The organism is Novosphingobium percolationis (assembly GCF_020179425.1).
GTDB lineage: Bacteria > Pseudomonadota > Alphaproteobacteria > Sphingomonadales > Sphingomonadaceae > Novosphingobium > Novosphingobium percolationis.
Map to the genome: position 1 here is coordinate 37,889 of NZ_JAILYM010000003.1, position 23,466 is coordinate 61,354.

General features: G+C 68.8%; 23 protein-coding genes. 13 read left to right on the plus strand and 10 right to left on the minus strand.

The genetic code is table 11. From position 1 onward, the window contains the following. Positions 1-45 precede the first annotated feature (45 nt). Both K3A84_RS08640 and K3A84_RS08645 read left to right on the plus strand, forming a co-directional pair. Complete coding sequence (locus tag K3A84_RS08640) at positions 46-462, plus strand: DUF805 domain-containing protein (RefSeq protein ID WP_225008941.1); 417 nt, start codon at positions 46-48, stop codon at positions 460-462. A 28-nt stretch (positions 463-490) separates the two neighbouring features. Beyond that, the gene (locus tag K3A84_RS08645) at positions 491-907 is read left to right on the plus strand and encodes a DUF805 domain-containing protein (protein WP_225008942.1); all 417 of its coding nucleotides are present in this window, start codon (positions 491-493) and stop codon (positions 905-907) included. A 45-nt stretch (positions 908-952) separates the two neighbouring features. Here K3A84_RS08645 and K3A84_RS08650 read toward each other — a convergent pair whose 3' ends face one another. Further along, a complete protein-coding gene (locus K3A84_RS08650) occupies positions 953-2,803 on the minus strand; it encodes a DUF885 domain-containing protein (protein ID WP_225008943.1) in 1,851 nt (616 codons plus the stop codon). 41 nt (positions 2,804-2,844) lie between these two features. Next, positions 2,845-3,267 carry a DUF3597 domain-containing protein gene (locus tag K3A84_RS08655; protein ID WP_225008944.1) on the minus strand — a complete coding sequence of 141 codons (423 nt, stop codon included), beginning with the start codon at positions 3,265-3,267 and terminating at the stop codon, positions 2,845-2,847. A gap of 94 nt (positions 3,268-3,361) precedes the next feature. Here K3A84_RS08655 and K3A84_RS08660 point away from each other — a divergent pair, with 94 nt between their 5' ends. Then, positions 3,362-3,568 carry a hypothetical protein gene (locus K3A84_RS08660; RefSeq protein WP_225008945.1) on the plus strand — a complete coding sequence of 69 codons (207 nt, stop codon included), beginning with the start codon at positions 3,362-3,364 and terminating at the stop codon, positions 3,566-3,568. Between the two features lie 64 nt (positions 3,569-3,632). Here K3A84_RS08660 and K3A84_RS08665 read toward each other — a convergent pair whose 3' ends face one another. Continuing rightward, a complete protein-coding gene (locus K3A84_RS08665) occupies positions 3,633-4,289 on the minus strand; it encodes an alpha/beta hydrolase (protein ID WP_225008946.1) in 657 nt (218 codons plus the stop codon). Between the two features lie 121 nt (positions 4,290-4,410). Here K3A84_RS08665 and K3A84_RS08670 point away from each other — a divergent pair, with 121 nt between their 5' ends. Genes K3A84_RS08670 through K3A84_RS08680 form a run of 3 tightly spaced genes read left to right on the plus strand, consistent with a single transcriptional unit; the run spans position 4,411 to position 6,843 of the window. Further along, on the plus strand, positions 4,411-5,430 hold the full coding sequence (locus tag K3A84_RS08670; protein WP_225008947.1) for a cysteine desulfurase family protein: 1,020 nt from the start codon (positions 4,411-4,413) through the stop codon (positions 5,428-5,430). Further along, positions 5,427-6,506 (plus strand): cysteine desulfurase family protein, encoded by a 1,080-nt coding sequence (locus K3A84_RS08675; RefSeq protein WP_225008948.1) that lies wholly within the window; start codon positions 5,427-5,429, stop codon positions 6,504-6,506. The genes K3A84_RS08670 and K3A84_RS08675 overlap by 4 nt, the downstream gene beginning before the upstream one ends. 4 nt (positions 6,507-6,510) lie before the next feature. Further along, positions 6,511-6,843 carry a 2Fe-2S iron-sulfur cluster-binding protein gene (locus tag K3A84_RS08680; protein WP_225008949.1) on the plus strand — a complete coding sequence of 111 codons (333 nt, stop codon included), beginning with the start codon at positions 6,511-6,513 and terminating at the stop codon, positions 6,841-6,843. 160 nt (positions 6,844-7,003) lie between these two features. Here the strand turns inward: K3A84_RS08680 and K3A84_RS08685 are convergent, their stop codons facing one another. Beyond that, positions 7,004-7,591, minus strand: coding sequence for a type 1 glutamine amidotransferase domain-containing protein (locus tag K3A84_RS08685; protein WP_225008950.1), 588 nt, complete (start codon positions 7,589-7,591; stop codon positions 7,004-7,006). 103 nt (positions 7,592-7,694) lie between these two features. Here K3A84_RS08685 and parC point away from each other — a divergent pair, with 103 nt between their 5' ends. After that, a complete protein-coding gene (parC, locus tag K3A84_RS08690) occupies positions 7,695-9,980 on the plus strand; it encodes a DNA topoisomerase IV subunit A (protein ID WP_225008951.1) in 2,286 nt (761 codons plus the stop codon). Positions 9,981-10,055: 75 nt separating this feature from the next. Next, the gene (locus K3A84_RS08695) at positions 10,056-10,829 is read left to right on the plus strand and encodes an SDR family NAD(P)-dependent oxidoreductase (RefSeq protein WP_225008952.1); all 774 of its coding nucleotides are present in this window, start codon (positions 10,056-10,058) and stop codon (positions 10,827-10,829) included. A gap of 25 nt (positions 10,830-10,854) precedes the next feature. On the opposite strand, the gene K3A84_RS08700 is transcribed toward K3A84_RS08695, so the two are convergent. Beyond that, positions 10,855-12,840 (minus strand): protein-disulfide reductase DsbD family protein, encoded by a 1,986-nt coding sequence (locus K3A84_RS08700; protein ID WP_225008953.1) that lies wholly within the window; start codon positions 12,838-12,840, stop codon positions 10,855-10,857. 194 nt (positions 12,841-13,034) lie between these two features. Here K3A84_RS08700 and K3A84_RS08705 point away from each other — a divergent pair, with 194 nt between their 5' ends. Next, entirely contained in the window at positions 13,035-14,807 is a 1,773-nt protein-coding gene (locus K3A84_RS08705; protein ID WP_225008954.1) for an alkaline phosphatase family protein, read from the plus strand. Next, positions 14,804-16,051 carry a UbiH/UbiF/VisC/COQ6 family ubiquinone biosynthesis hydroxylase gene (locus K3A84_RS08710; RefSeq protein WP_225008955.1) on the plus strand — a complete coding sequence of 416 codons (1,248 nt, stop codon included), beginning with the start codon at positions 14,804-14,806 and terminating at the stop codon, positions 16,049-16,051. The genes K3A84_RS08705 and K3A84_RS08710 overlap by 4 nt, the downstream gene beginning before the upstream one ends. Positions 16,052-16,085: 34 nt before the next feature. Here K3A84_RS08710 and K3A84_RS08715 read toward each other — a convergent pair whose 3' ends face one another. The 4 genes from K3A84_RS08715 to tsaD are packed head-to-tail and all read right to left on the minus strand — an operon-like array spanning position 16,086 to position 20,201. Then, on the minus strand, positions 16,086-16,622 hold the full coding sequence (locus K3A84_RS08715) for a hypothetical protein (RefSeq protein ID WP_225008956.1): 537 nt from the start codon (positions 16,620-16,622) through the stop codon (positions 16,086-16,088). 48 nt (positions 16,623-16,670) lie between these two features. Next, entirely contained in the window at positions 16,671-18,167 is a 1,497-nt protein-coding gene (locus K3A84_RS08720) for a lipopolysaccharide biosynthesis protein (RefSeq protein WP_225008957.1), read from the minus strand. Next, a complete protein-coding gene (locus tag K3A84_RS08725; RefSeq protein ID WP_225008958.1) occupies positions 18,160-19,155 on the minus strand; it encodes an NAD(P)H-dependent glycerol-3-phosphate dehydrogenase in 996 nt (331 codons plus the stop codon). The genes K3A84_RS08720 and K3A84_RS08725 overlap by 8 nt, the downstream gene beginning before the upstream one ends. Continuing rightward, a complete protein-coding gene (gene tsaD, locus K3A84_RS08730) occupies positions 19,152-20,201 on the minus strand; it encodes a tRNA (adenosine(37)-N6)-threonylcarbamoyltransferase complex transferase subunit TsaD (protein WP_225008959.1) in 1,050 nt (349 codons plus the stop codon). The genes K3A84_RS08725 and tsaD overlap by 4 nt, the downstream gene beginning before the upstream one ends. Before the next feature lie 45 nt (positions 20,202-20,246). Between tsaD and hemC the strand changes: the two genes are divergently transcribed. Genes hemC through K3A84_RS08745 form a run of 3 tightly spaced genes read left to right on the plus strand, consistent with a single transcriptional unit; the run spans position 20,247 to position 22,832 of the window. Then, entirely contained in the window at positions 20,247-21,206 is a 960-nt protein-coding gene (gene hemC / locus K3A84_RS08735; protein ID WP_225008960.1) for a hydroxymethylbilane synthase, read from the plus strand. Further along, on the plus strand, positions 21,187-21,888 hold the full coding sequence (locus tag K3A84_RS08740; protein WP_225008961.1) for a uroporphyrinogen-III synthase: 702 nt from the start codon (positions 21,187-21,189) through the stop codon (positions 21,886-21,888). The genes hemC and K3A84_RS08740 overlap by 20 nt, the downstream gene beginning before the upstream one ends. Before the next feature lie 26 nt (positions 21,889-21,914). After that, a complete protein-coding gene (locus tag K3A84_RS08745; protein ID WP_225008962.1) occupies positions 21,915-22,832 on the plus strand; it encodes an MICOS complex subunit MIC60 in 918 nt (305 codons plus the stop codon). A gap of 1 nt (position 22,833) precedes the next feature. Here the strand turns inward: K3A84_RS08745 and K3A84_RS08750 are convergent, their stop codons facing one another. Further along, positions 22,834-23,409: a hypothetical protein gene (locus K3A84_RS08750; RefSeq protein ID WP_225008963.1), complete on the minus strand. Its 576-nt coding sequence runs from the start codon at positions 23,407-23,409 to the stop codon at positions 22,834-22,836. Positions 23,410-23,466 lie beyond the last annotated feature (57 nt).

The window sequence follows — 23,466 nt, forward strand, 5'->3', positions numbered from 1 at the left end:
CCGCGGTGTCCGCCCCGTAGCGGACGCCAGCGAGGGGGATTGGCCATGGAATGGATGCTGATGCCGTATCAGCGCTACTTCGATTTTTCGGGGCGGTCGCGGCGCAAGGAATACTGGATGTTCGTGCTGCTGTCGGTGATCGTCTCCATGATCAGCGTGGCGCTGATGTTCGCAGGCGGCTTGCAAGGCGAGATGGCGGACGGAAGCGCGCCCGGTGCGACCTTCTGGCTGGGCGTGACCATCCTTTCGATCTGGGGCCTGGGCAGCATCATTCCATCGATCGCGGTGCAGGTGCGCCGCTTTCATGATCAGGACCGTTCGGGCTGGATGATTCTGCTCGGCTTCATTCCTTATGTCGGTGGCCTGATCGTGCTGGTGTTCATGTGTCTGGAAGGCACGCGCGGGGCCAATCGTTATGGCGCCGACCCGAAGGACCCCGCAGGCGCTTCGGTGTTCGCCTGAACCCACGCTCGCCCAAGGAGACCGGCCGATGCACTGGATGCTGCTGCCCTATCGCCGCTATGCCGAGTTCACCGGCCGGTCGCGGCGGCGCGAATACTGGATGTTCGCGCTGTTCTACGTGCTTGTCATGGTGGTGCTGAACGCGCTGTTCGGCACCAACGAGGTCCAGCGTGGCGCGGGCACGTTCGCCTATGGCTCGCGGCTGGTGGGAGCGGGCAGCTGGGTGGCCGGGCTGTTCTGGCTCGCCACCATCGTGCCCAGCCTCGCCGTCAGCGTGCGGCGGCTGCACGATCAGGATCGCTCGGGCTGGATGCTGCTCCTGATGCTGATACCCTTCCTCGGCTGGTTCGCGCTGCTGGTGCTGATGTGCCTTGAAGGCACGCGCGGACCCAACCGCTTCGGGCCGGACCCGAAGAACCCGGCAGGGGCCGATATCTTCGCCTGAAAGGCGGCGCTGCGGCCCCTCCCGCGGATGGGAGGGGCGGGGCGATCACCGCTTCGTCGTGCGGATATATTCGCTGATGTTGTCGGCCAGCACGTCGAGCGGCACGTTGCCGCCACCGACCACCGCATCGTCGAAGGCGCGCAGGTCGTAGGCCTGCCCAAGCTCTGCCTGCGCCCGTGCGCGCTGGCGCAGGATCTGGGTGTGGCCGATCTTGTAGCCGCAGGCCTGCCCCGGCCAGCTGCAATAGCGATCGACCTCGCTGGTGACTTCATCGAGGCCCGAGCCATTGGTTTCGGCAAACCATTTGATCGCCTGCTCGCGGCTCCAGCGCTTGGCGTGGAGGCCGGTGTCGACCACCAGTCGGCAGGCGCGGAAGGCGATGGATTGCAGGTAGCCCAGCTGGCCCACCGGATCGCCCTCGTAGGCGCCCAGTTCGTCGCCCAGCGTTTCGGCATAGAGCGCCCAGCCCTCGGAATAGGCGTTGAAGGCGAGGATCGAGCGGATCAGCGGCAGCGTCTGCGCATATTCGCCCTGCCAGACGTGGCCGGGGATCGCCTCGTGGTGGACGAGCGTCGGCAGGCTGAACTTGTTGTGCAGCTTCGTGGTGCCGAGGTTGATCCACATCCGGCCCGGAATCTTGCCGTCGATCGAACCGGGACCGCCATAAGCGCCGGGCGCGCCGGGTTCTTCCTCGGGCGGCAAGCGGCGCACTTCGACGTTGCCGCGCGTCAGCTTGCCGAAGGCGCGCGGCATCTGCGCGCGGATGTAATCGAGCCGCTTGCTGATGAAGGCCATGATCTGCGCGCGGCCTTCGTCGTTGTCAGGAAAGGCGAAGCGCGGATCATCGCCCAGCGCGGTCATGCGCTGGCCGACGGTGCCTTGCGTATAGCCCAGCGAGCGCAGGATCGGGTCCATCCGCGCGTGAAGCGCCTTCAGCTCGTCGAGGCCGATCTGGTGGATCTCTTCCGGCGAGAGCGTGGTGGTGGTGCTGGCCTTCAGCGCCCAGGCATAGAACGCATCGCCACCGGGACGCGCTGCCATCCCGGCGTCGCTGGTGGCGCGGGCGCGCTGGCGGGTGAGTTCGGCAATTTGGGCGGAGAGTGCGGCGGCGACCGGGCCGACCGCGAGCGCGCGGGCGCGGGCCTCCCAGTTGCCCGGGATCGCCTTGGTACGGCGCGTGATAGAGTCCACGAGGCCTCCGCCTGAGCGCGCCCCGGCGAGCGAGGCGGCGAGTTGCCTGAGTGCCTTGTCGATCAGGAAGTCGGGCGCGATCACGCCTTGCGCGGCGGTGGTCTTGAGCCGTTCCGTCTCGCCGTCGAGGACGTTCGGGTAGGCTTCAAGGCGCGTCAGGTACGCTTCTGCGTCGCTCGACGTTTCGATCGGGTGGTCGGAATCGAGGAAGCGTGGAATGTCGAGGTAGGCCCCCACGTTCTGGATCACGACATAAGGCGTGTTGCGATAGCCGCCCACGGCCACATCGCCATAGGGCAGGGAGAAGCCTTCGAGCGCAGTGCGATAGGCGCTGCGGATCACCGCGAGGCTGGTGCGGGTGGAATGATCGAGCGCGGTGGCATCGAAGGCTTCGACACGGGCGAGGTCGGCGCGAACTTGCGCGGCAATGCGCTGTTGCCCGGCGGCGGAACGGTCGGTGAGGCGGCCGCGCAAGCCGGCATGATCGCCGCTATCGACGCCGAGGCTGGTCGCGCCTTCGGGGCTGAGCGCGAGCAGGTTCCACGCGACGGACTCGAGCAGCGCGGCGGCGCCTTCGGCCGTGGGCGCGGGCGCGCTGGCGAGGTGCGCCGGGGCGCAGGCGTTGAGGGCAAGGGCGGAACCACCGGCGGCCAGCGAGGTCAGCGCCTGGCGGCGAGTGAGCGTATTCGTTTCGGGTGCAACCATGGCGCGCACCCTGTCGGCGTGCGCGCCACCTGTCAAATGGCTCAGTCGGTCATGCTGGCGGGGACCTTGCCGCCGTTCTCGGCCAGCTTGCACATGGTCGCCTTGTGCAGCCAGATGTTCATATCCGCCGAACCGTCGAGCGCGCCGGTGTAGCCGAGTTCGCGGGCAAGGTCCTTGCGGTTCTCGAGGCTCGAATCGATGCCGAGGAGCTTCATCAGGTCGACAATCGAGCTTTGCCAGTTGAGCGTCTTGCCCTGCGCCAGCTGCGAGAGCTGGGCTTCGACATCGACGTCCTGCAAGGGCGGCTGCGCCACGGCGGGGGGGATGGCAGGAGCGGGTGCTGCCTGCGGTGCGAGGCCGGGTATGCTGGCGCCGGGGGCGGGCTGCGCCTCGTGCTGGCCGGTCTGGGTCGGGCGCGTGCCCTTGAACGAAATTGCGTCCATGATCTTGGAGAAGATGCTCATGCCGGTGGCTCCTGTCGTTTCAACAGGCAACCTGCATGGGCAGCGCAGGGTTCCACGCTTGCGCCTTGCCGCCCGCGCGGACTAACGCAGCGGAATGCTCGACACCGCTCTTTCGCTGCTCATGCTCGCTTCGATCGCCCTGATCTCGGGCGCGGTCTTCCTGTGGCGGCGCGGCGAGCGCCAGCGGCCCGCGCTGATGCTGGTGCTGGCGGCGATCATGCTGGGCAACCTGGTGATCTGGACGCTGCCGACTGGCGGGCCGAGCGGCGGCGGGACGCTGGCCGAAGCGGCGCGCAAATGAAAACGCCCGGCGGTGAGGCCGGGCGTCTGTCATGTTTTGCGGGGTTTCTCGCGAACCCGGCCGATCACTTGATCGGGCAATCCGGCGCGAGGCGCATGTCGAGGTAGTTGTCGACCGAGCGCATCATGTCGTCCATCTCGTTCTCGAAGAAGTGGTTCGCGCGGGGCACTTCGTCGTGGTGGATGGTGATGTGCTTCTGCGTGCGCAGCTTGTCGACCAGCTTCTGCACCGCGTTGGGCGTGACGACCGTATCGGCCGACCCTTGCACGATGATGCCGCTGGCAGGGCAGGGCGCGAGGAAGCTGAAGTCGTACATGTTGGCGGGCGGAGCCACCGAGATGAAGCCGCGGATTTCCGGGCGGCGCATCAGCAACTGCATGCCGATCAGGGCGCCGAACGAATAGCCCGCGATCCAGGTGGTGCTGGCTTCGGGGTGGATCGACTGCACCCAGTCGAGCGCGGCAGCCGCGTCCGACAGTTCACCGATGCCGTTGTCGAAGCTGCCCTGCGACCGACCGACGCCGCGGAAGTTGAAGCGCAGCGTGGCAAAGCCGCGGTTCACGAAGGTCTTGTAGAGCGCCTGCGTGATGCGGTCGTTCATCGTGCCGCCCGCCTGCGGGTGGGGGTGAAGGATCATGGCGACGGGCGCGCGAGGCCGCGAGGCGGGCTGGAAACGGCCTTCGAGACGGCCTTCGGGACCGGGGAAGATGACGGCTGGCATCGTGTGTCCTGGTGAACCTTGCTGGGGAGCCGCGCCGGCGGCATGCGCCGGGGCTTGGGAATTGGAGCAAGCGCTATATAGAAACGAGCGCTCCAAAAGCAACTTTTTGCGGGATTCCGTTTTGCCTCCGATCTATCTCGACCACGCCGCGACCACACCGTTGCTGCCGCAAGCGCTGGCGGCGATGGAGGAAGGCTTGCGTATCTGGGCCAATCCTTCGAGCCCGCACAAGGCAGGCCGCGCGGCGCGCGCGGCGTTGGAGGAGGCGCGGGCGCGGGTGAAGGCGGCGCTGGGCTGGAGCGGCGAAGTGGTGTTCACCAGCGGTGCCAGCGAGGCCATTGCCATTGCCATCGGGCGCTGCGTCAAGCCGCTGGTCGCGGTCTCGGCGGTCGAGCACGAGGCGGTGCTGCGGCTGGCGGGCGAGGCGGCGCGCTGGCCGGTAGGGCCGAACGGCCTCCTCGGGCAAGCTCCGGCGCTGGGTGGTCTGGTGGCGGTGCAGCAGGCCAACAACGAGACCGGCGTGATCCAGCCGCTGGGCGAGCTTGTTGATGAAGTGCATGCACAGAACGGTTTGTTGATGGCCGACTGTGCACAAACCGCGGGCAAGATTGCGCTGCCCGAGGCGGACCTGATCGCGGTTTCGGCGCACAAGTTCGGCGGGCCAATCGGTATCGGGGCGCTGCTGGTGCGCGACTGGGCGATGCTGCGGCCGAGCGGCGGGCAGGAGCGGGGCTATCGGCCCGGCACCGAGAACCTGCCGGGCGCGATGGCCATGGCGGCGGCGCTGGAGGCCGGAAATGCATGGCTCAAGTGCGCTTCAGGTTTACGAGAAAGTCTGGAAAAACAGTTGGTTGACAGTGGGGCCGTCGTCGTCGCGGCGGATGGGCCGCGCCTGCCGACGATCGGCGCCTATCGGATGCCGGGGCGCTCTGCCAATGCGCAGCTGATCCGTTTCGACGGGATGGGCATTGCGGTTTCGGCAGGGAGCGCGTGCTCTTCGGGATCTTTGAAGGCCAGCCATGTGCTGGGCGCGATGGGCGTGGAGGGCGCGGGCGAAGTGATCCGCGTGTCCATCGGGCGCGAGACGACGCAAGCCGAGATCGACCGCTTCGTGGGCGCGTGGCGGGAGATTGCGGCGTGATCTACCTCGATTATCAGGCGACCACGCCGCTGGCCCCCGAAGCGCGCGAGGCGATGCTGGCCTGGCTGGCAGGCCCCGAAGCTATGGGCTTTGCCAATCCGCACAGTTCGCATCGCCCCGGCCGCGCTGCCGCCGCCGCGGTGGAAGTGGCGCGCGAGCAGGTGGCCGCCTTGTTGCCGCCGGGTGGGCGGGTGATCTTCACTTCTGGCGCGACCGAGGCGATCAATCTGGCGATCATCGGTTCGGGGCGGAAACGGCTTGCCGTTTCGGCCATCGAACATGCCGCGGTGCTCGATACCGCGCGTTTCGTCGATCCGGGGGTGACGCTGCTGCCGGTCGATGGCGAAGGGCTCGTCGCGCCCGATGCGCCACTGCCCGACGACGTCGGCCTTGTCGCGGTGATGCAGGTCAACAACGAGATCGGCACGATCCAGCCGGTGGGCGAGATCGCCGCGCGGGCGCGGGCCGCAGGCGCGCTGTTCCTGTGCGATGCGGTGCAAGGGGCGGGCAAGATCGCCGCGCCCGAAGGCGCCGATCTGATCGCGCTGTCGGCGCACAAGCTTTACGGCCCCAAGGGCATTGGCGCGCTGTGGGTGCGCGAGGGGGTGGAACTGGCGCCGCTGGTCCACGGCGGCGGGCAGGAGGGGGGCTTGCGATCGGGCACGCTGAGCCCGGCGTTGTGCGCAGGCTTCGGCGCGGCGGCGACCCTGTGCAAAACCTGGTGGGAAAGCGATGGACAACATGTGGAACGGTTGTGGGAAAGGGCGCGCGACCTGTTCGCCGACTGGACGCTGAACGGCAGCGCCGAGCATCGCTGGCATGGCAACCTCAACATCCGGCGCGAGGGGCTCGATGTCGCGCGACTGTTGTCCGAATGTCGCACCGTGGCGATTTCAGCAGGTTCGGCCTGCGCGAGCGGCTCTGGCAGGCCCAGCCATGTCTTGCGCGGGCTGGGTCTATCGGACAAGGGTACGCGAACTGCGATCCGGATCGGCTTCGGGCGCTACACTGGAGAAGAGGAGCTGGAACGGGCCGCCGTGGCAATCAATGCCGCGGCGCGGGCGCAAGGAGTCTAGCCAGATGGTACGGGTCACGTTCGTAACTGCCGAAGGCGCGCGCATCGAGGCCCAGGGCGAGGCGGGCCAGCGCCTGCTCGAAATCGGGCAGAATGCCGGGCTGCCGCTGGAAGGCACCTGCGAAGGCCAGATGGCCTGTTCCACCTGCCATGTCGTGGTTGCCGCGCAATGGTTCGATCGCCTGACTCCTGCCGCCGAGGACGAGGAGGACATGCTCGACCTTGCCGCAGGCGTCACACGCACCAGCCGCCTGTCGTGCCAGATCGAACTGACCGCCGACCTCGACGGGCTGGAAGTGCGCGTGCCCGAAGAGGCGCGGGATATGCAGCGGGGGTGACGTTTCGGGGCGGCGGGTTGCGCTTTGCCCGCCCACCCCGATGCGACGAATTTAGCCTGTGGCGCAATAAGTCTCGCTGCCGCTCCGGTTTGCGCGAGCGGGCGTCAGCGCCTTGCCCCCTCCCGCCCGCGGGAGGGGGCGGGCGTGGGCAAGGCCCGGTTCAGAGCTCCTCGACTTCCTCGTCTTCTTCCTCGTCGTCCTCGTCGTCGATTTCGTCCCCTTCCTGCGCTTCGAGCGCGTCGATCAGGGCCTGCGTGAAGGCGGGGATGTCGTCGGGCTTGCGGCTGGTGATGAGGTTGTCGTCGATCGCCACTTCCTCGTCGACCACGTCGGCGCCGGCGTTTTCGAGATCGGTGCGGATCGAAGGCCAGCCGGTGACGGTGCGGCCATCGATGATGTCGGCTTCCACCAGCAGCCAGGGGCCATGGCAGATCGCCGCGATCGGCTTGCCGAGGTCGTCGAATTCCTCGACCAGCGCGATGGCGCGCTCGTCCATGCGCAGCACGTCGGGGTTCATCTGGCCGCCGGGCAGCAGCAGCGCATCGAAATCGTCGGCGGAGACGTCCTCGATATCGGCATCGACGGGCACGGACTTGCCCCATTCGCCGTGGTTCCAGCCACGGATTTCACCGACCTTGGGACTGGCGACGACGGTTTCGTAGCCGGCGGCTTCGAGCAGCTTCTTGGGTTCGATCAGTTCCGATTGTTCGAAACCGTCGGTGGCGAGGATCAGCACGCGCTTGGCCATGGGAAATACTCCGGGGGGCGGGAATCGCCCCGCCATAATGAGCGGGTTCGGTGACAGTTCCTCGGTTCCCCACGAGCCAACTCGTTGCTAAGACGTTCTGCCTATGGCGAGCACCACTTCCGAGCCCGATCCGTTCGACGCCATCGTCGACGCCCCTTTCGATTCCGCGCTGTCGGAACGCTACCTCGTCTACGCGCTCAGCACGATCACGGCGCGGTCGCTGCCGGACCTGCGCGATGGGCTGAAGCCGGTGCACCGCCGCCTGTTGTGGGCGATGCGGCAGCTGAAGCTGGACGCCAACGGCGCGTTCAAGAAGTCGGCGCGCGTGGTCGGCGACGTGATCGGCAAGTATCACCCGCACGGCGATGCCTCGGTCTATGATGCGATGGTGCGCTTGGCGCAGAGCTTCGCGCTGCGCTATCCGCTGGTCGAGGGGCAGGGCAACTTCGGCAACATCGACGGCGATAACGCGGCTGCCTATCGCTACACCGAAGCGCGGCTGACGCGCACGGCGATGCGCCTGATGGCGGGGCTGGACGAAGGCACGGTCGATTTCCACCCGACCTACAATGGCGAGGAAGAGGAGCCGGAGATCTTTCCGGGCCTGTTCCCGAACCTGCTCGCCAACGGGTCGAGCGGGATCGCGGTGGGCATGGCCACCAACATCCCCAGCCATAACGTGGCCGAGATCGTCGATGCCACGCTGATGCTGATCGACAATCCGGCGGTCGAGCACAGCCAGCTGATGGAGGTGTTCCACGGGCCGGACTTTCCCACCGGCGGCGTGGTGGTCGATAGCCCGGCAGCGATTTCGGCGGCCTACGAAAGCGGCAAGGGCGCGATCCGCGTGCGCGCGCGCTTTTCCACCGGGCGGGCCGAGGATGGCGCGTGGGAAGATACCGGAATCGAGAAGCTCGGCAGCGGCCAGTGGCAGCTCGTGATCAGCGAAATTCCCTACATGGTGCAGAAGGGCAAGCTGATCGAGCAGATCGCCGCGCTGATCGGCGACAAGAAGCTGCCCATCCTGGAGGACGTGCGCGACGAATCGGATGAACAGATCCGCATCGTGCTGGTGCCCAAGAGCCGCAACGTCGATCCCGACTTGCTCAAGGAATCGCTCTATCGCCTGACCGACCTCGAAACGCGCTTCGGGCTGAACCTCAACGTGCTCGATGCGCATCGCACGCCGGGCGTGTTGGGGCTGAAGCTGCTGTTGCAGGAATGGACGATCAGCCAGATCGATATCCTGCTACGCCGATCGCAGCACCGGCTGGACAAGATCGCCGCGCGGCTGGAGCTGCTCGAAGGCTATATCATTGCCTACCTCAACCTCGACCGGATCATCGAGATCATCCGCACCGAGGACGAGCCCAAACCATTGATGATGGCAGAGTTCGGCCTGACCGACCGGCAGGCCGAGGCGATCCTCAACATGCGGCTGCGCAGTTTGCGCAAGCTGGAGGAGATGGAGCTGCGCAAGGAGCGCGACGAACTGCTGGCCGAGAAGGACGAGCTGGAGAAGCTGCTCGACAGCCCGGCCCGCCAGCGCACGCGGCTCAAGCGCGACCTGAACGCGCTGCGCAAGGAATATGGCCCCGATACGGAGCTGGGCCGCCGCCGCACGACCATGGCCGAGGCCGCGCCGACGCGCGAATTCAACATGGATGCGATGATCGAGAAGGAGCCGGTCACGGTGATCGTCTCGCAGCGCGGCTGGATCCGCGCGGCCAAGGGGCACCTGCCGCTGGATGGCGACTTCAAGTTTAAGGAGGGCGATGGCCCCGCCTTCGCGCTTCATGCGCAGACCACCGACAAGCTGCTGGTCGCGCTCGACAACGGGCGGTTCTATACCTTGGGCGCGGACAAGCTGCCGGGCGCGCGCGGCTTTGGCGAGCCGATCCGCACGATGGTCGACATCGATCCCGAGGCGCACATCGTGGCCGTGGTGCCGTGGAAGGCCAAGGGGCAACTGCTGCTGGCCAGCAACACCGGGCGCGGGTTCACGGCGGAAATGGACGAACTGCTGGCGGAAACGCGAAAGGGGCGCGGCGTGGTTTCGACCAAGCCCGGCGTGAAGCTGACCCATGTGCGCGAGATCGCCGCCGAGCACGATCACGTCGCGGTGATAGGCGAAAACCGCAAGCTGGTGATCTTCGCGCTGTCCGAAGTGCCGATCCTGGCCAAGGGGCAGGGAGTCACGCTGCAACGCTACAAGGACGGCGGCATGGCCGACCTGGTAACGCTGAAGTTCGAGGACGGGCTGACCTGGGCGATGGGCGGCGACAGCGGGCGCACGCGCGTCGAAAAGGACCTGATGCCGTGGAAGGTGGCGCGCGGCGCGGCCGGACGGTTGCCGCCCAACGGGTTCCCCAGAGACAACAAGTTTTGACAAAAGTTCTGACTCGACCTTGTTCACACATCTGTTAAGCGCGCGGTTAACTGCTGGATGAAAGGGAGAGAACCCGTGGACAAGCCCCGTTATTCGCTCGAAGGCCGCGTGGCGTTGATCACAGGCGCGTCGTCCGGGCTGGGCGCGCGGTTCGCGCGGCTTTACGCGGCGGCGGGGGCCAAGGTGGTGATCGGCGCGCGCCGGGCCGAGCGCATCGCTTCGCTGGCCGCCGAGATCGAGGCGGCTGGCGGGCAGGCGCTGGCCGTGTCGATGGACGTGACCGACGAAGCCTCGATCATCGCCGCCTTCGATGCCGCCGAAGCGAAGTTCGGCGCGCCCGACGTGGTGGTGGCCAATGCCGGGATCGTCGAGGCGGGGCGCTCGATCGACCTGCCTGCCGATGCCATGCGCCGCGTGGTCGACACCAACTTCAACGGCGTATGGCTGACCGCGCGCGAAGGCGCGCGCCGCATGATCAAGGCAGGGTCCAAGGAAACCGAGCGCGGGCGGATCATCCTGACCGGCTCGATCACCGCCGACATGACGGGGCAGGGCGACGCCGCCTATGCCGCGACCAAGGCGGGCGTGGTGCATCTGGGCCGCCAGTTCGCGCGCGAATGGGCGCGGCAGGGGATAAACGTCAACACGATCCAGCCGGGCTACATCCGCACCGAGATCGACGGCGAATGGTTCGACAGCGAAGGTGGCAAGGCGCAGATCGCCACCTGGCCGCGCCGTCGCCTGACCGACATTTCGGCGCTGGACGATCCGATGCTGTTCTTCGCCTCGGACGCCTCGCGCTTCGTCACGGGCGCGCATATCTCGATCGACGACGGGCAGTCGCTGTAAGCGCGGCCCGGCGGGGCGGGGCCGATTACCGCCCCGCCGCCAGCCCCGGCAGCGTTTCGGGCGTCAGCACTTGCGGCAGCTTCTGCGGTTCGCCGCGGGCGGGATACCACAGGTAGAGCGGCACGCCTGCGACGCCTTGTTCGCCGAGGAAGCGGGTGATTTCGGGATCGCGGCGGGTCCAGTCGCCCACCAGCACGACGACGCCCGCCTTGCGGAAGGCATCGCGCGTGGCTTCGCGTTCGATCGAGGTGCTTTCGTTGACCTTGCACGAGAGGCACCAGTCGGCGGTGAAATAGGCGAAGACCGGCTTGCCCGAGGCGCGGGCGCTGGCGAGCGCGGCTTGGCTGAACGGCTGGGCATCGAGCAGGCCCGCGTCGGCCTGCTTGTGCGAATCGGCAAGACGCGGGGTAGCCAGATAGGCGGTGGCCGCCAACGCCAGTAGTGCGGGCGCGACGAAGCGGGCAACCGGCAGGCCCTTGCGCTGCGCGCGCCCGGCGAAGGCCAGCGCGACGACGACGACGGCGCCCAGAGCGGCGGCGGCGGCGGCGAACGTCGCGCCGCCCAACCGCCAGGCCAGCCAGCCGAGCGCCAGCGCGGTGAGGCCCATGGGCAGGGCCATGACCTGGCGGAACTTTTCCATCCACGCGCCGGGCTTGGGCAGCAGGCGGCGCAAGGGCGGCACGAAGCCCAGCAGCAGGAACGGTAGCGCAAGGCCCAGGCCGAGCGCGGCGAACACGGCGAGCGCCGCCCATGTCGGCAGGACCAGCGCCGCCCCCATCGCGGCGGCCATGAACGGGCCGGTGCAGGGGGTGGCGACGAAGGCCGCGAGCAGTCCGGTGCCGAACGCACCCATCGACCCTGCGCCGCGCTCCACCGACAGGCCCGGCATTTCGTAGAGCCCTGCGAAGTTGGCGGTGATGGCCAGCGCCAGCAGCAGCAGCACCGCCACCACGCCCGGTTCCTGCAACTGGAACGCCCAGCCGACCTGTTCTCCGCCCGCGCGCAGGGCGAGCATCGCAGCCCCCAGCGCGAGGCAGGCGAGAATGACACCCGCCGCATAGGCCAGCCCTTCGCGCCGGGCGTGGTGCGAATTGCCGCGCGCCAGCGCCAGCGCCTTGAGGCTGAGGATCGGGAACACGCAGGGCATGACGTTGAGCACGAGCCCGCCCGCCAGTGCGCCGAGGATCGCCAGCGCGAGCGTGGTGGCGGAAAAGGCAGCGGTTCCGGTAAGTGGCGTGCCGCCGTCGGGCACCGGGCCGGGCTTTGCGGTGAGTGCGATGCCGCCCGCGCCTTCGCCCAATGACAGCACGCCGGAAATGAGGCCGGGGCGCTCTGCCGAAGGCACCTTGGCACGGGGAAGGTCGACGATCAGCAGGTCGCCCTTGCGGCGAAACACCTGCGGCGCGGCGTAATCGACCAGCCCGTCGCCCGCGATGAAGAAGTGCGGGTCTTCCACGCGCGCGGTGGCGGGGAACGGGATCGCGAGGCTGAGGCCCTTTGCCGTGGTGGTGAAGGTTCCGGCGCGGTCGAGCGGGGCGGGCAGGGCGGCGCGCCAGCCGGAAAAGCGCGCCTCGGCAGGCCCTTCGCCGACGGTGACGGTGCCTTGCAAGGTTGCCTGTTCGGGCACGCAGATGGTTTCGGTGCAGGCCAGCCATTGCGCCTTGGCCGAGATCGGCAGGGTGGTGCCTGCTTGCGCATCGGCCGGCAAGGTCAGTGGCACGAGCACGGCATAGGCGTGCTCATAGACGTGGTTCATCAGCCCCTGCACGAGCAGCGTCTGCGGCACGGGGTATTGCAGGTCGCCAGCCTTTGAACCCTTGGGCAGAGTCCAGTCGAGCGTGAGGCCGAGGCCCGCATCGCCGGGATTGAGCCAGTAGCCGTGCCAGCCTTGTTCGGGCTGCATCGTTACCGCGAGCATGACCTCGCCACCGCGCGCGCCGGGCTTTTCGGCCACGAGGCTGGCGGTGATGTGATTGGCCTGCGCCGGGGAAACCGACAGGACCAGCGCCATGATCGTCGCAAAAAGTGCGGCAAGCAACCGTGCGGTCACATTCGCGGCTAAGGTGCTGGCGCGCATGGACGATCTGGCCTTCCTGGCTGGTGCGGCCCCTTGCACCCGATGCCTCGCGGGGCCAAGACCCGCGCTTAAGGGCGCATTGCAACCGAGTCCAGTGCAGCCCAAAGTGCACGCCAGACAGGAATCCGATGATGGTTCGCTCCAAAGCCCTGCTTCTTCTCGCCGCCGCGCTGCTGCCGTTCCAGCCGCAGGCCTTTGCGCGCGCGCCCAAGGCGACGAAGCCCGCGCCCGTTGCCGCTGCTGCGCCCGCGATCCCGGCGGGTCGGCCCGCGCCGCGCCTGCTGGTGGCGATCGCGGTGGACCAGTTCTCGGCCGACTTGTTCGCGCAGTATCGCAGCCATTTCGTGGCAGGGCTTGCCCGGCTCTCGGGCGGCATGGCGTTTCCGGCAGGCTACCAGAGCCACGCCGCGACCGAGACCTGCCCCGGCCATTCGACGATCCTGACGGGGATGCGCCCGGCGCACACCGGGATCATCGCCAACACCTGGATCGACCAGTCGGTGGGCCGCGACAAGAAGGCGGTCTATTGCGCCGAGGACGAGACGCGCCAAGCGGCGGACCCGAAGGACTATGTCGCCTCGGTCGATCACCTGCTGGTGCCGACGTTGGGCGAACGGATGAAAGCGCAGTGGTCCGCCAGCCGCAACGTGGCAGTTTCGGGCAAGGATCGCGGCGCGCTGATGATGGGCGGGCACAAGATCGACCAGGTCTATTGGTGGAAGGGCAAGGGCTTTGCCACGCTCGAAGGTCGCACGCTGTCGCCCGAAGCCGTGGCCGAGAACAGCAGTCTGGCCGAGGTGCTTGGCGCGGGTGCGCCGGGCTTCACGCTGCCCGCGTGGTGCGGCGCGCAGGACCGCGCGATCGCGCTCAATACCGGCGCGGCGGCGGCGGGCGGGATCGGCATTGCCAACTCCATGGCAGGCGGCGCCGCGCCTGCGCCCACCGCGTTCAGCGTCGGCACCGGCCGCTTCGTGCTGGCGGCGGGTGATGCCAACGCCTTCCGCACCTCGCCCCGGCTCGACCGCGCGACACTCGACCTTGCGACCGAGCTGGTCGATTCGATGAAGCTGGGCAAGGGCGCCGCGCCCGACATGCTGTCGGTTAGCCTGTCGGCCACCGACTACATCGGCCATGCCACTGGCACCGAGGGCGCGGAAATGTGCATCCAGATGCAGCAGCTGGACCTGGCGCTGGGGGATTTCTTCAAGGCGCTCGATGATCGCGGGCTCGACTATGCCGTGGTGCTGACCGCCGACCACGGCGGTTTCGACCTGCCCGAACGCCTGCACGAACAGGCGCTGCCGAGCGCCGAACGCGCCGCGCCTGCGCTGCTGCCCGAGCAGATTTCCGCCGCCGTCGCCGCGAAACTGAACCTCGATCCCAAGGGACTGGTGCTGGGCGATGGCGCGTTCGGCGATTTCTGGGTGAAGCGCGACCTTTCGGCGGAGGACAAGGCCCGTGTCGTGGCCGAGGCCAAGGCGCTGCTGATGGCCCAGCCGCAGGTGCAGGCGGTGTTCACCGCTGCCGAACTGGCTGCCGCCCCCATGCCGAGCGGCTCGCCCGAGACATGGAGTCTGCTCGATCGCGCGCGCGCCTCGTTCTATGCCCCGCGTTCGGGCGATTTCGTGGTGATCCTCAAGCGCGGGGTGGTGCCGATCGTGCGACCGATGCCGGGGATCGTGGCGACGCATGGATCGGCGTGGGATTATGACCGGCGCGTGCCGATCCTGTTCTGGCGCGCAGGCATGACGCCGTTCGAACAGCCTAGCGCGGTCGAAACGGTGGACATTGCGCCCAGCCTTGCCGCATTGATCGGGCTCAAGGCGCCGGCGGGCACTTTTGATGGAAAGTGCCTCGATCTCGACGCCGGACCCGGCACGACGTGTGGAGTGACGAATTGAGCGAAGTTGCCATTGAAGTGACGGCCCGCGCCCCCGATGCCCGTGCAGACGTGGTGATCCTTGGGGGGGGCCTTGTCGGCATGACGTTGGCGATCGGCCTTGCAAAGCAGGGGATCACCAGCGTCGTGGTCGACAGTTCGGACCCGGCGGCGCAGACCGCGCAAGGGTTCGACGGGCGCGCCTCGGCGATTTCGACGGCGAGCTGGAACCTCTATGCCAACCTCGGCATGGCGGCGGACCTGGAAGCCAAGGGTTGCCCGATCGCCTCGATCGCCGTGACCGACGCGATGAAGCCGGGACGGATCGATTTCCGTCCGGGCGAAGGCGACGGCTCGCTGGGGCGGATGTATGCCAACCGCGATTTGCGCATCGCGATGTATGGCGCGGCGGCGCGCGAGGACGCGATCACCTTCATCACCAACGCCCGCGTGGTGGAGCGTGAACGTGGGAGCCATGGCGTGCGGGTGACGCTCGCCGACGGGCGCGTGCTCGCGGGCAGCCTGCTGGTGGGGGCCGAAGGGCGCCAGTCGCCCACGCGCGACGAGGCAGGGTTCACGCCCGCGCGCTGGGATTATGGCCACCGCGCGATCATCACCGGGCTGTACCACGAAAAGCCGCACGGCAACGTGGCGTGGGAAATCTTCTATCCGGCGGGGCCCTTCGCGCTGCTGCCACTGCTCGACGAGAATGGCCGTCACCGTTCGGCGCTGGTGTGGACCGTTGCGGAAAAGGATGCGGCAGGCGTGCTGGCGCTGCCCGAATCCGCGTTCCTGTCCGAAGTCGAACGGCGCATGGACGGGATCTTCGGCACAATCGAGCTGGCCAGCCCGCGTTCGTCCTACCCGCTGAACTTCCACCACACCGCGAAGATCGTAGACGATCGGCTGGCGCTGGTGGGCGATGCCGCGCACGGGATGCACCCGATCGCGGGGCAGGGCCTCAACGTGGGCCTGCGCGATGTGGCCGCGCTGGTCGAGGTGCTGGCCGAAGGGATGCGGCTGGGGCTGGAGGCGGGCGATGCGCAGCTGCTGGCGCGCTACGAACGCTGGCGCGCGCTCGATACCTTCATGGTGGCGGGCGCGACCGACGTGCTGACGCGGCTGTTCGGCCTGCCGGGGCGCATTCCCTCCGCGATCCGCCGCTTCGGCATGGCGGGCGTGCAGCGCAGCCCGACGCTCAAGCGCTTCTTTATGGACGAGGCGCGGGGCATGAGTGGGAAGCTGCCCGCGCTGTTGCAGGCTTAACGAGGCGCGGGGGTAGCCCTGCGCCCATCTTGCCTCACAGCTTGCCGAACTTCGCTTCGTAGCCGCTGGTGTCGCCGCCAGCGAGCAGCTGCGCCTGTTCCACCCACGAATCGCGCTTGGGGCGCCCGGCGAAGCTGCCGAGCTGGGCGTCGATCGCGGCCATGTCGGCCTCGCTCCACGCAGCGATCTGGGCATAGGTGGTGACGCCCAGTTCCTTCAGCCGCGCGTTGAGCTTCGGGCCGACGCCCTTGATGCGGCTCAGGTCGTCGCCCGCCGGGGCGGGCGCGGCGGCTTCGACTTCCTCTTCAGCGGCATGGGCGACGATTTCGCCGACGCCTGCCATCAGGCCAGAGGCGGGGCCGGGGACGATGGGCGGGATCGCGGCGGCGGGGGCTGCGTCGATCAGCGCGGTGTTGCGCTGGGCAGGGCCTGCGCCTTCAGAGAGAACGTCGTTGTATTCGCGCGTCTGCCGGGCGGGCTTGGCCCGGCCCCACACCAGCCACGCGACCAGAAGGACCAGCGCGAGGACTGCGGCGACCGCGATCCAGTTGGCCTCGATCATCTGAACCATGCGAACTCCCCGATTGATGCGCCCGTGCAAGGGCCGCGCGTTCGAACCTTAAACGGACTGCTTGCGGAACAACATCCGGTCTTCCGGACCGAAGCCGCGCCGCCAGATGACGAAGCCGTAGACTCCGAGAATGGCGGGAATGCCCAGCGCCAGCTCGGCCCATTCGGGCAGGAGCTTGGCCGCGAAGCCCACCGCCGCGGCAGGCGCTGCCGCCCAGATCAGCGGCCAGCGCAAGTTGGTGATGCGCTGCCCGAGGATGTGGCTGAGCAGTCGCGACTTGAGAAACGAGGACAGCGCCAGCGCGACAGCCAGCGCAAAGGCGGCCGCTTCGGCCTGTTGCAGCGGATCGGCATGGGCGCGGCGGGCCAGCAGCATCAGCGCCACGGTGAGCAGGCCTTGCGTAGCGATGGCGCCCAGGCTGATCCACAGGTTGCGCATTCGCGCCATGTAGATCAGCGCAGCCTCGCTCACCACGGCGGGTGCGGCGACCACTTCGGCGGTGAGCAACAGCGCCAGCGCGCCGGTCCCGGCGACGAAGTGCGGGCCGACGAGGCCCATCACGCCCTTGCCCGGAATGCCCAGAGCCAGCGCGATCCCCGCTTGCGCGGCGGTGATCCAGAAGCCCACCTGGCACACCTGCTGCGCGATCGCGGCGTAGTTGCGCTCTTTCAGGTTGCGGGTGATCACCGGGCCGAGGATGGGCTCGAAGCTGGTCTTGAGCTTCTGCGGCAGCGTCGCCACCTGCTGCGCGGCGTAGTAGATCCCGACCGCCGTGGGTGAGGTGAAGAAGCCGAGCAGCGCGATGTCGAGCTTGCGCGTGCCCCATTCGACAAGGTCCGCTCCGGCCAGCGGCGCCGACAGCAGCGCCAGGCGGGAGAGGCGCAGCGGGTTCGGCTGCCACTGGCGCGGCAGGCCATATGTGCGGACCAGCGGCCACAGCGCGACGGCGAGCGCTGCCAGCTTGGACAGGATGTAGGACAGCGCGAGGCCGCCGTCCGGCAGGACGAACAGGAAGGCGATCGCGGCCAGCGTCTGCGTCCACGGTTCGACCACCGAGCGGGACCGCACCGTCGCGCCCACGTTGTAGCGATAGGCGAGCGCGGCGAGCGACACGTCGGTCAGCGAACCGGCGACGATCGCGACCGGCAGCAGCCGGTCCCAGGCGTTGAAGTGGCCGCTGGGGAACATCGGCGCGGGGATGAGGTAGAGCAGCATCGCCGCCACCAGCGACAGCGCCAGCGAGAGCGTGAGCGCATCGGCGACGCTGTGGGCATCATCGCGCGGGTCTTCGGCCAGGCGCTGGGCAAGGCCGCGGCGCTGGCCGAGGCTGCACCATTGCGTGATCAGCTCGACGATCACCAGCGCCGAGGCATAGCGGCCCAGCGCCTCTACGCCATAGAAGCGCCCGGCGATGAACAGGAACGGCGCGGTGCCGCCCAGCCGCAGCAGGAAGCCGAAGAAATTGGTGCGGCCGCCCTTGGCCAGCGCGGCGATGTCCTGCTGCTCGCTGGAAGGCTGTCCGGAAATGGCGGCGGCGTCAGGCAAGCAGGGTTTCCGCGCGCAAGGGACGGGCGAGCAGGCGGGCGACGACTTCGTGTGCGGGGGCTGATCCTTCGAGCAGCAGCGCGACCGCTTCGACGATGGGCATCGACACGCCCTTCTGGCGGGCAAGGTCGGCCAGAACCGGCGCGGTGAAGGCGCCTTCGGCCACGGTGGCGCGGTCGGACAGGATGGCCGCGGCGCTCGCGCCTTCGCCCAGTGCCTTGCCGAGCGAGAAGTTGCGGCTGGAGGTGGAGGAACAGGTCAGCACAAGATCGCCCAACCCCGAAAGTCCCGAAAGGGTTTCCGCCTGCGCCCCCATGGCAAGGCCGAACCGCTGCATTTCGGCAAAGCCCCGGCTGATCAGCGCGGCGCGCGCGTTCTGGCCGAGGCGCAGTCCTTCGACCACGCCGCACGCGATGGCGAGCACGTTCTTGACCGCGCCGCCGATCTCCGCGCCGGTCACGTCGTCGGAGTAATAGGGGCGGAAGGCGGGGCGGGCGATGGCGGCGGACAGGCGCTGCCACTGCGCTTCACCGCCCGCGCAGGCAAGCGTGACTGCGGTGGGCAGGCCTGCTGCGACTTCATGCGCGAAAGTGGGGCCTGACAGGACGGCAAGGCTGGCGTTCGGTGCGGCATCGCGCGCGACATCGGCCATCAGGCGGCCGGTGCCCGCCTCGATCCCCTTGGAACACAGCACAAGGTCGCCATCGCTGCGGCCGATGCCCGACAGCACGGTGGCAAGGTGTTGCGCAGGCGTGACCATCAGCAGGATCGGGGCTTGGGCAAGGTCTGCAAGATCGCCCGTGGCGCGGATCGTCGGGTGCAGGTCCGCCGAGGGCAGGAACAGCCCGTTGCGGCGCTCGGCGTTGATCTGCGTAACCAGTTCGGGCTCGCGCGCCCAGAGCAGGACTTCGCGCCCGTCGCTGCTGAGCATCTGCGCCAGCGCGGTCCCCCATGCTCCCGCCCCCACGACGGCAACCTCGCAGCTCATCCCTTCACTCCCGCTCCGCGCACCGGCGCGGCATTGGCGTCGAGCGGCCAGCGCGGGCGCGCCGCCACGTCGAGGCCATCGGTATAGCCCAAGGCGAAGCGTTCCGCGCCCGCCCAGCCGATCATGGCCGCATTATCTGTGCAAAGTTTTGGAGGCGGGGCAACCAGCGGCAGGCCGACGGAAGCGGCCAGTTGTTCCAGCGCACCGCGCAAGGCGGCGTTGGCGGCGACGCCGCCCGCCACGACCAGCGCGGTGACCGGGCCGCAGACGCCCAGCGCGATGCGGGTGCGGTCGATCACGCAATCGAGCGCGGCCTGCTGGAACGACGCCGCGATATCGGCATCTGCGAAGGTTCCGGCCTGCTTGGCGCGCATCACCGCGCTCTTGAGGCCCGCGAACGAGAAGTGCGGCTCGCCGCTGCCCACCAGCGGGCGGGGGAGCGGCACGGCCTTCGGATCGCCTTCGCGCGCCAGCCTTTCGACCGCGGGGCCACCGGGATAGCCAAGGCCGAGGATCTTGGCGGTCTTGTCGAACGCTTCGCCCAGCGCATCGTCGATGGTGGTGGCCAGGCGGCGATAATCGCCGAGCGCGCGGACTTCCAGAATCTGGCAGTGCCCGCCCGAAACCAGCAGCAGCAGGTAGGGATAGGCCAGCGTCGGATCGGCAAGGCGCGGCGAGAGCGCGTGACCTTCGAGGTGGTTGACCGCGATCAGCGGCTTGTCGGCGGCCATCGCCAGCGCCTTGCCAGTGACGAGGCCGACCATCACCCCGCCGATCAGGCCGGGCCCGGCGGTAGCGGCGATGGCGTCCATATCGGACAGGGAAAGGCCAGCGTCGGCAAGCACTTGCGCCACCATCGGGCCGATCACCTCGGCATGGGCGCGTGCGGCGATTTCGGGCACGACGCCGCCATAGGGGCGGTGCATCTCGTCCTGCGAGGCGATGCGCTGCGCCACGATGCGCGCGGCAAGCGACGTGCCGTCGCTGTCGATCACCGCGGCGGCGGTTTCGTCGCAGGAGGATTCGATGCCGAGTATCAGAGCCATGGGAGCGCTTCCCCTTAGAGATAATCGGCGTTACGGCAACCTTGCATGAGCAAAGCTGAACGACACCTGGAAGCACCTGAACGGCCTCTAAGGCTCGGTACAAGGCGCTCACCGCTGGCCATGGCGCAGGCCGAGGAAGCCCGCGACCGCCTTTGCACCGCGCACGGCTGGGACCGCGCGATGGTGGAACTGGTGCCCGTCACCGCAAGCGGCGACAAGGTGCAGGACCGCCCCCTGGCCGAGATCGGCGGCAAGGCGCTGTGGACCAAGGAACTCGACGCCTGGCTCCATGCGGGCGAAATCGACTTCGCGGTGCATTCGATGAAGGATGTCGAGACGATCCGCCCCGACTGGCTGACGATCGCCGCTGTCCTTCCGCGCGCCGATGTGCGTGACGTGCTGGTGGGGGCGCAAAGCGTTGCCGCGATCCCGCCGGGTGCGCGGGTGGGAACGAGCGCGCCGCGCCGCGCGGCGCAGATGCTTCATGCGCGGCCCGACCTGTCGGTGGTGTCGTTCCGCGGCAACGTGGCGACGCGGCTGGCCAAGTTGCAGGCGGGCGAGGCGGACGTGACGCTGCTCGCCGCTGCGGGTTTGCACCGGCTGGGCGAGACGGGCGTGGGCCATCCGCTTGCCGCCGACGAATGGTTGCCTGCCCCGGCGCAGGGCGCGATCGGGATCGAGTGCCTGACGGCGCGGGTCGACGTGCGCGGCTGGCTGGCCGCTATCGACGACGCGGAAAGCCACGCCGCGATTCGTGCCGAGCGTGCGCTGCTGCTGGCGCTGGGCGGCAATTGCCACAGCCCGATCGCGCTGCTGTCGCGGGTCGAGGGCGAGGAGGTCGCCTTGCGCGCGGCACTGTTCAGCCCCGACGGGGCCGAGCGGGTGGAAGCCAGCGCGCGGGTGGCCGATGGCGATGCGGCGGGCCCGGCGGCGCTGGCGGCGGAGTTGCTGGCCCGTGCGCCCGAGTCGATCCGCGTCCATTTCCATGGCCCAGCGCAGGGCTGACATGCGCCCGCTGGTCGTGCTGCGCCCCGAGCCGGGCAACGCTGCGACATCGCAAGCTGCGCGGGCGCTGGGGCTGACGGTTCACGCCGCGCCGCTGTTCGCGATGGCGCCCGTGGCCTGGGCGGTGCCCGAACCGGGCGACCATGCCGGACTGCTGGCAGGAAGCGCGGCGCTGTTCCGGCTGGGCGGTGTGGGGCTTGATGCGCTGAAGGGTCTGCCGGTCCATGCCGTGGGCGCAGCGACCGCGGAGGCGGCGCAAGCTGCGGGCTTTGCCGTGGCGGAAACCGGCGAGGGCGGGATGGAGCCGCTCGTCGCGCGACTTTCGCCCGGGCGCTACCTGCGGCTGGCGGGCGAGCGCAACGTGCCGCTGATGCCGCCGGCTGGCGTGGAGGTAGATACGCGCGTGGTCTATGCCGCGCGGGCGCTGGACTTGCCCGAGGACCTGGCGGCAGTGGTCCAGGGCGCGGTGGTGGCGCTGCATTCGGGCGAGGCGGCGGGCCATTTCTCGGCCGAGTGCGCCCGGCTGGGTATCGCGCGCGGGGCCGTGGCGCTGGCCTGCCTTGCGCCTCGAATCGCGGAAAAGGCGGGGGCTGGCTGGCAAGTGGTTGAAGTTGCTGAAGCCAGAACCGACGAGGCCTTGCTGGCGCTCGCCGCGCAAATGTGCCAGACAGTGTGTCCCTAGGGCCACGGACAAGAAAAAAGGCGCGGATGCACGACACGACTTATACCGAACCGGGCGCGGACCGGACGGCAAGCCGCGGACGGGGCGCGGGACGGGGCGGTGGCGTGCTGGTCGCGCTGCTGATCCTGATCATGCTGGTGGGCGGGCTTGCCGCCGCATCCTGGCTGAGCTGGAAGCAGGGCTGGCTGCACGTCTCGCTGGAGCAGGACGCCGCGCCTGTTGCGCCTGTGCCCAGCCCGACCGCGGCGCTATTGGCCGATCGCGCCGCTGCCGATGCCGCGCTGGCCAGCGCCACCGCCAAGGTTTCCGCGCTGGAACAGCGGCTGGCCGAACTGAACCAGCAGGCCATGGCCGCATCGGGGCAGGCAGGCCATGCCGAAGCACTGCTGCTGGCGGTGGCCGCGCGGCGCGCGGTCGAACGCGGGGCTCCGTTGGGCTATCTGGAGAACCAGCTGCGGCTGAAGTTCGGACAGAACCAGCCGGGCGCGGTCGAGCGTCTGCTTGTTGCCAGCCAGAAGCCGGTGACGCTGGCCTCGCTCGACGAGGAGTTCGAGCGCGTGGCGCCGCGCCTTGTCGGCGGGGCGAAGGATGAAGGCGGCTGGGCCTGGTTCACGCGGCAGATGGGCTCGCTGGTGGTGATCCGCCATGACGATACGGCCTCGCCCACGCCGGAAAGCCGCATCGAGCGTGCGCGGCTCGCCATTGCGGGCGGGCGGATCGACGCGGCCATCGCCGAAGTGGAGCGGATGCCGGGGCGCGAGGCGGCGGTCGACTGGCTGGCGCACGCGCGCGACTGGATGATGACGCAGCGCGCCCTGGACCAGCTGGAAACATCGGCGCTGACACTGCCCGCGCCGGTGCAGGTGACCCCGCCTGCACCCCCCGTGGCGCCGAGCGCGACGGCTTCGGTAACGCCTGCCCCGGCGGCCAGCGCCGCGCCCTGATCTATTCGGCTGTCGTCGTGTCCAGCGGCGCGCTCGTCGGGCTGGGCGCTACGGCATTCGCCTTGCAGCGGCGCAGCACTTCGCGCAGCGGCTCCCCCGCGGAAACCTTGATCATGCCGCCGCCGGGCAGGGTGCCGTTGAACGCGCTCTGGAACACGGCCGCGCCGGGATCGGCGGGGTTGAGCGAGCCCTGCCAGAAATAGCCGCGCTGGCCGGGAATGGCGGTGGCATCGACCGGCACGCGCACGATGTGGCCCGCCCCCTGCAACGCGAACAGCGCCTGCGCGCCGACTTCGGCCGGCGAATGGCGCGTGACCGTGAGCACGCCGGACCGGCAGGCGATGGTGAGCAGCGGGCCTTCGCCTGCGTAGCCGAACATGGCGGCATCGCCACCGGGGGCAGCGCTCCAAGCGGCCTTGGCGTTTTCGGCACGGGGGGCCGACGGGCCTTCGCTCTGCGGCATGGAAAGGCGCACGGCATCGAGCGGGCCGTTTTCCGGCATCGTGCTGGCGGCAGACTTCGTGCAGCCGTGGAGTGCGAGGGCCGAGAGGGCGAGGAGGGGGAGCGGGATTTTCATGGTTATCTTGTCAGTGAGCGTGCCGCTTTTGGAAGGCGAATTCAAGACCGGGTGTGC

Excerpts from the sequence above, each read along its gene's own strand:
- parC (WP_225008951.1), top strand. The coding sequence starts at position 7,695 with ATGGCGAGCACCACTTCCGAGCCCGATCCGTTCGACGCCATCGTCGAC.
- K3A84_RS08705 (WP_225008954.1), top strand. The coding sequence starts at position 13,035 with ATGATGGTTCGCTCCAAAGCCCTGCTTCTTCTCGCCGCCGCGCTGCTG.
- K3A84_RS08645 (WP_225008942.1), top strand. The coding sequence starts at position 491 with ATGCACTGGATGCTGCTGCCCTATCGCCGCTATGCCGAGTTCACCGGC.
- K3A84_RS08725 (WP_225008958.1), bottom strand. The coding sequence starts at position 19,155 with ATGAGCTGCGAGGTTGCCGTCGTGGGGGCGGGAGCATGGGGGACCGCG.
- K3A84_RS08700 (WP_225008953.1), bottom strand. The coding sequence starts at position 12,840 with ATGGCGCTGGTCCTGTCGGTTTCCCCGGCGCAGGCCAATCACATCACC.
- hemC (WP_225008960.1), top strand. The coding sequence starts at position 20,247 with ATGAGCAAAGCTGAACGACACCTGGAAGCACCTGAACGGCCTCTAAGG.
- K3A84_RS08715 (WP_225008956.1), bottom strand. The coding sequence starts at position 16,622 with ATGGTTCAGATGATCGAGGCCAACTGGATCGCGGTCGCCGCAGTCCTC.
- K3A84_RS08685 (WP_225008950.1), bottom strand. The coding sequence starts at position 7,591 with ATGGCCAAGCGCGTGCTGATCCTCGCCACCGACGGTTTCGAACAATCG.
- tsaD (WP_225008959.1), bottom strand. The coding sequence starts at position 20,201 with ATGGCTCTGATACTCGGCATCGAATCCTCCTGCGACGAAACCGCCGCC.
- K3A84_RS08650 (WP_225008943.1), bottom strand. The coding sequence starts at position 2,803 with ATGGTTGCACCCGAAACGAATACGCTCACTCGCCGCCAGGCGCTGACC.
- K3A84_RS08750 (WP_225008963.1), bottom strand. The coding sequence starts at position 23,409 with ATGAAAATCCCGCTCCCCCTCCTCGCCCTCTCGGCCCTCGCACTCCAC.
- K3A84_RS08655 (WP_225008944.1), bottom strand. The coding sequence starts at position 3,267 with ATGAGCATCTTCTCCAAGATCATGGACGCAATTTCGTTCAAGGGCACG.
- K3A84_RS08680 (WP_225008949.1), top strand. The coding sequence starts at position 6,511 with ATGGTACGGGTCACGTTCGTAACTGCCGAAGGCGCGCGCATCGAGGCC.
- K3A84_RS08665 (WP_225008946.1), bottom strand. The coding sequence starts at position 4,289 with ATGCCAGCCGTCATCTTCCCCGGTCCCGAAGGCCGTCTCGAAGGCCGT.
- K3A84_RS08740 (WP_225008961.1), top strand. The coding sequence starts at position 21,187 with ATGGCCCAGCGCAGGGCTGACATGCGCCCGCTGGTCGTGCTGCGCCCC.
- K3A84_RS08640 (WP_225008941.1), top strand. The coding sequence starts at position 46 with ATGGAATGGATGCTGATGCCGTATCAGCGCTACTTCGATTTTTCGGGG.
- K3A84_RS08745 (WP_225008962.1), top strand. The coding sequence starts at position 21,915 with ATGCACGACACGACTTATACCGAACCGGGCGCGGACCGGACGGCAAGC.
- K3A84_RS08660 (WP_225008945.1), top strand. The coding sequence starts at position 3,362 with ATGCTCGACACCGCTCTTTCGCTGCTCATGCTCGCTTCGATCGCCCTG.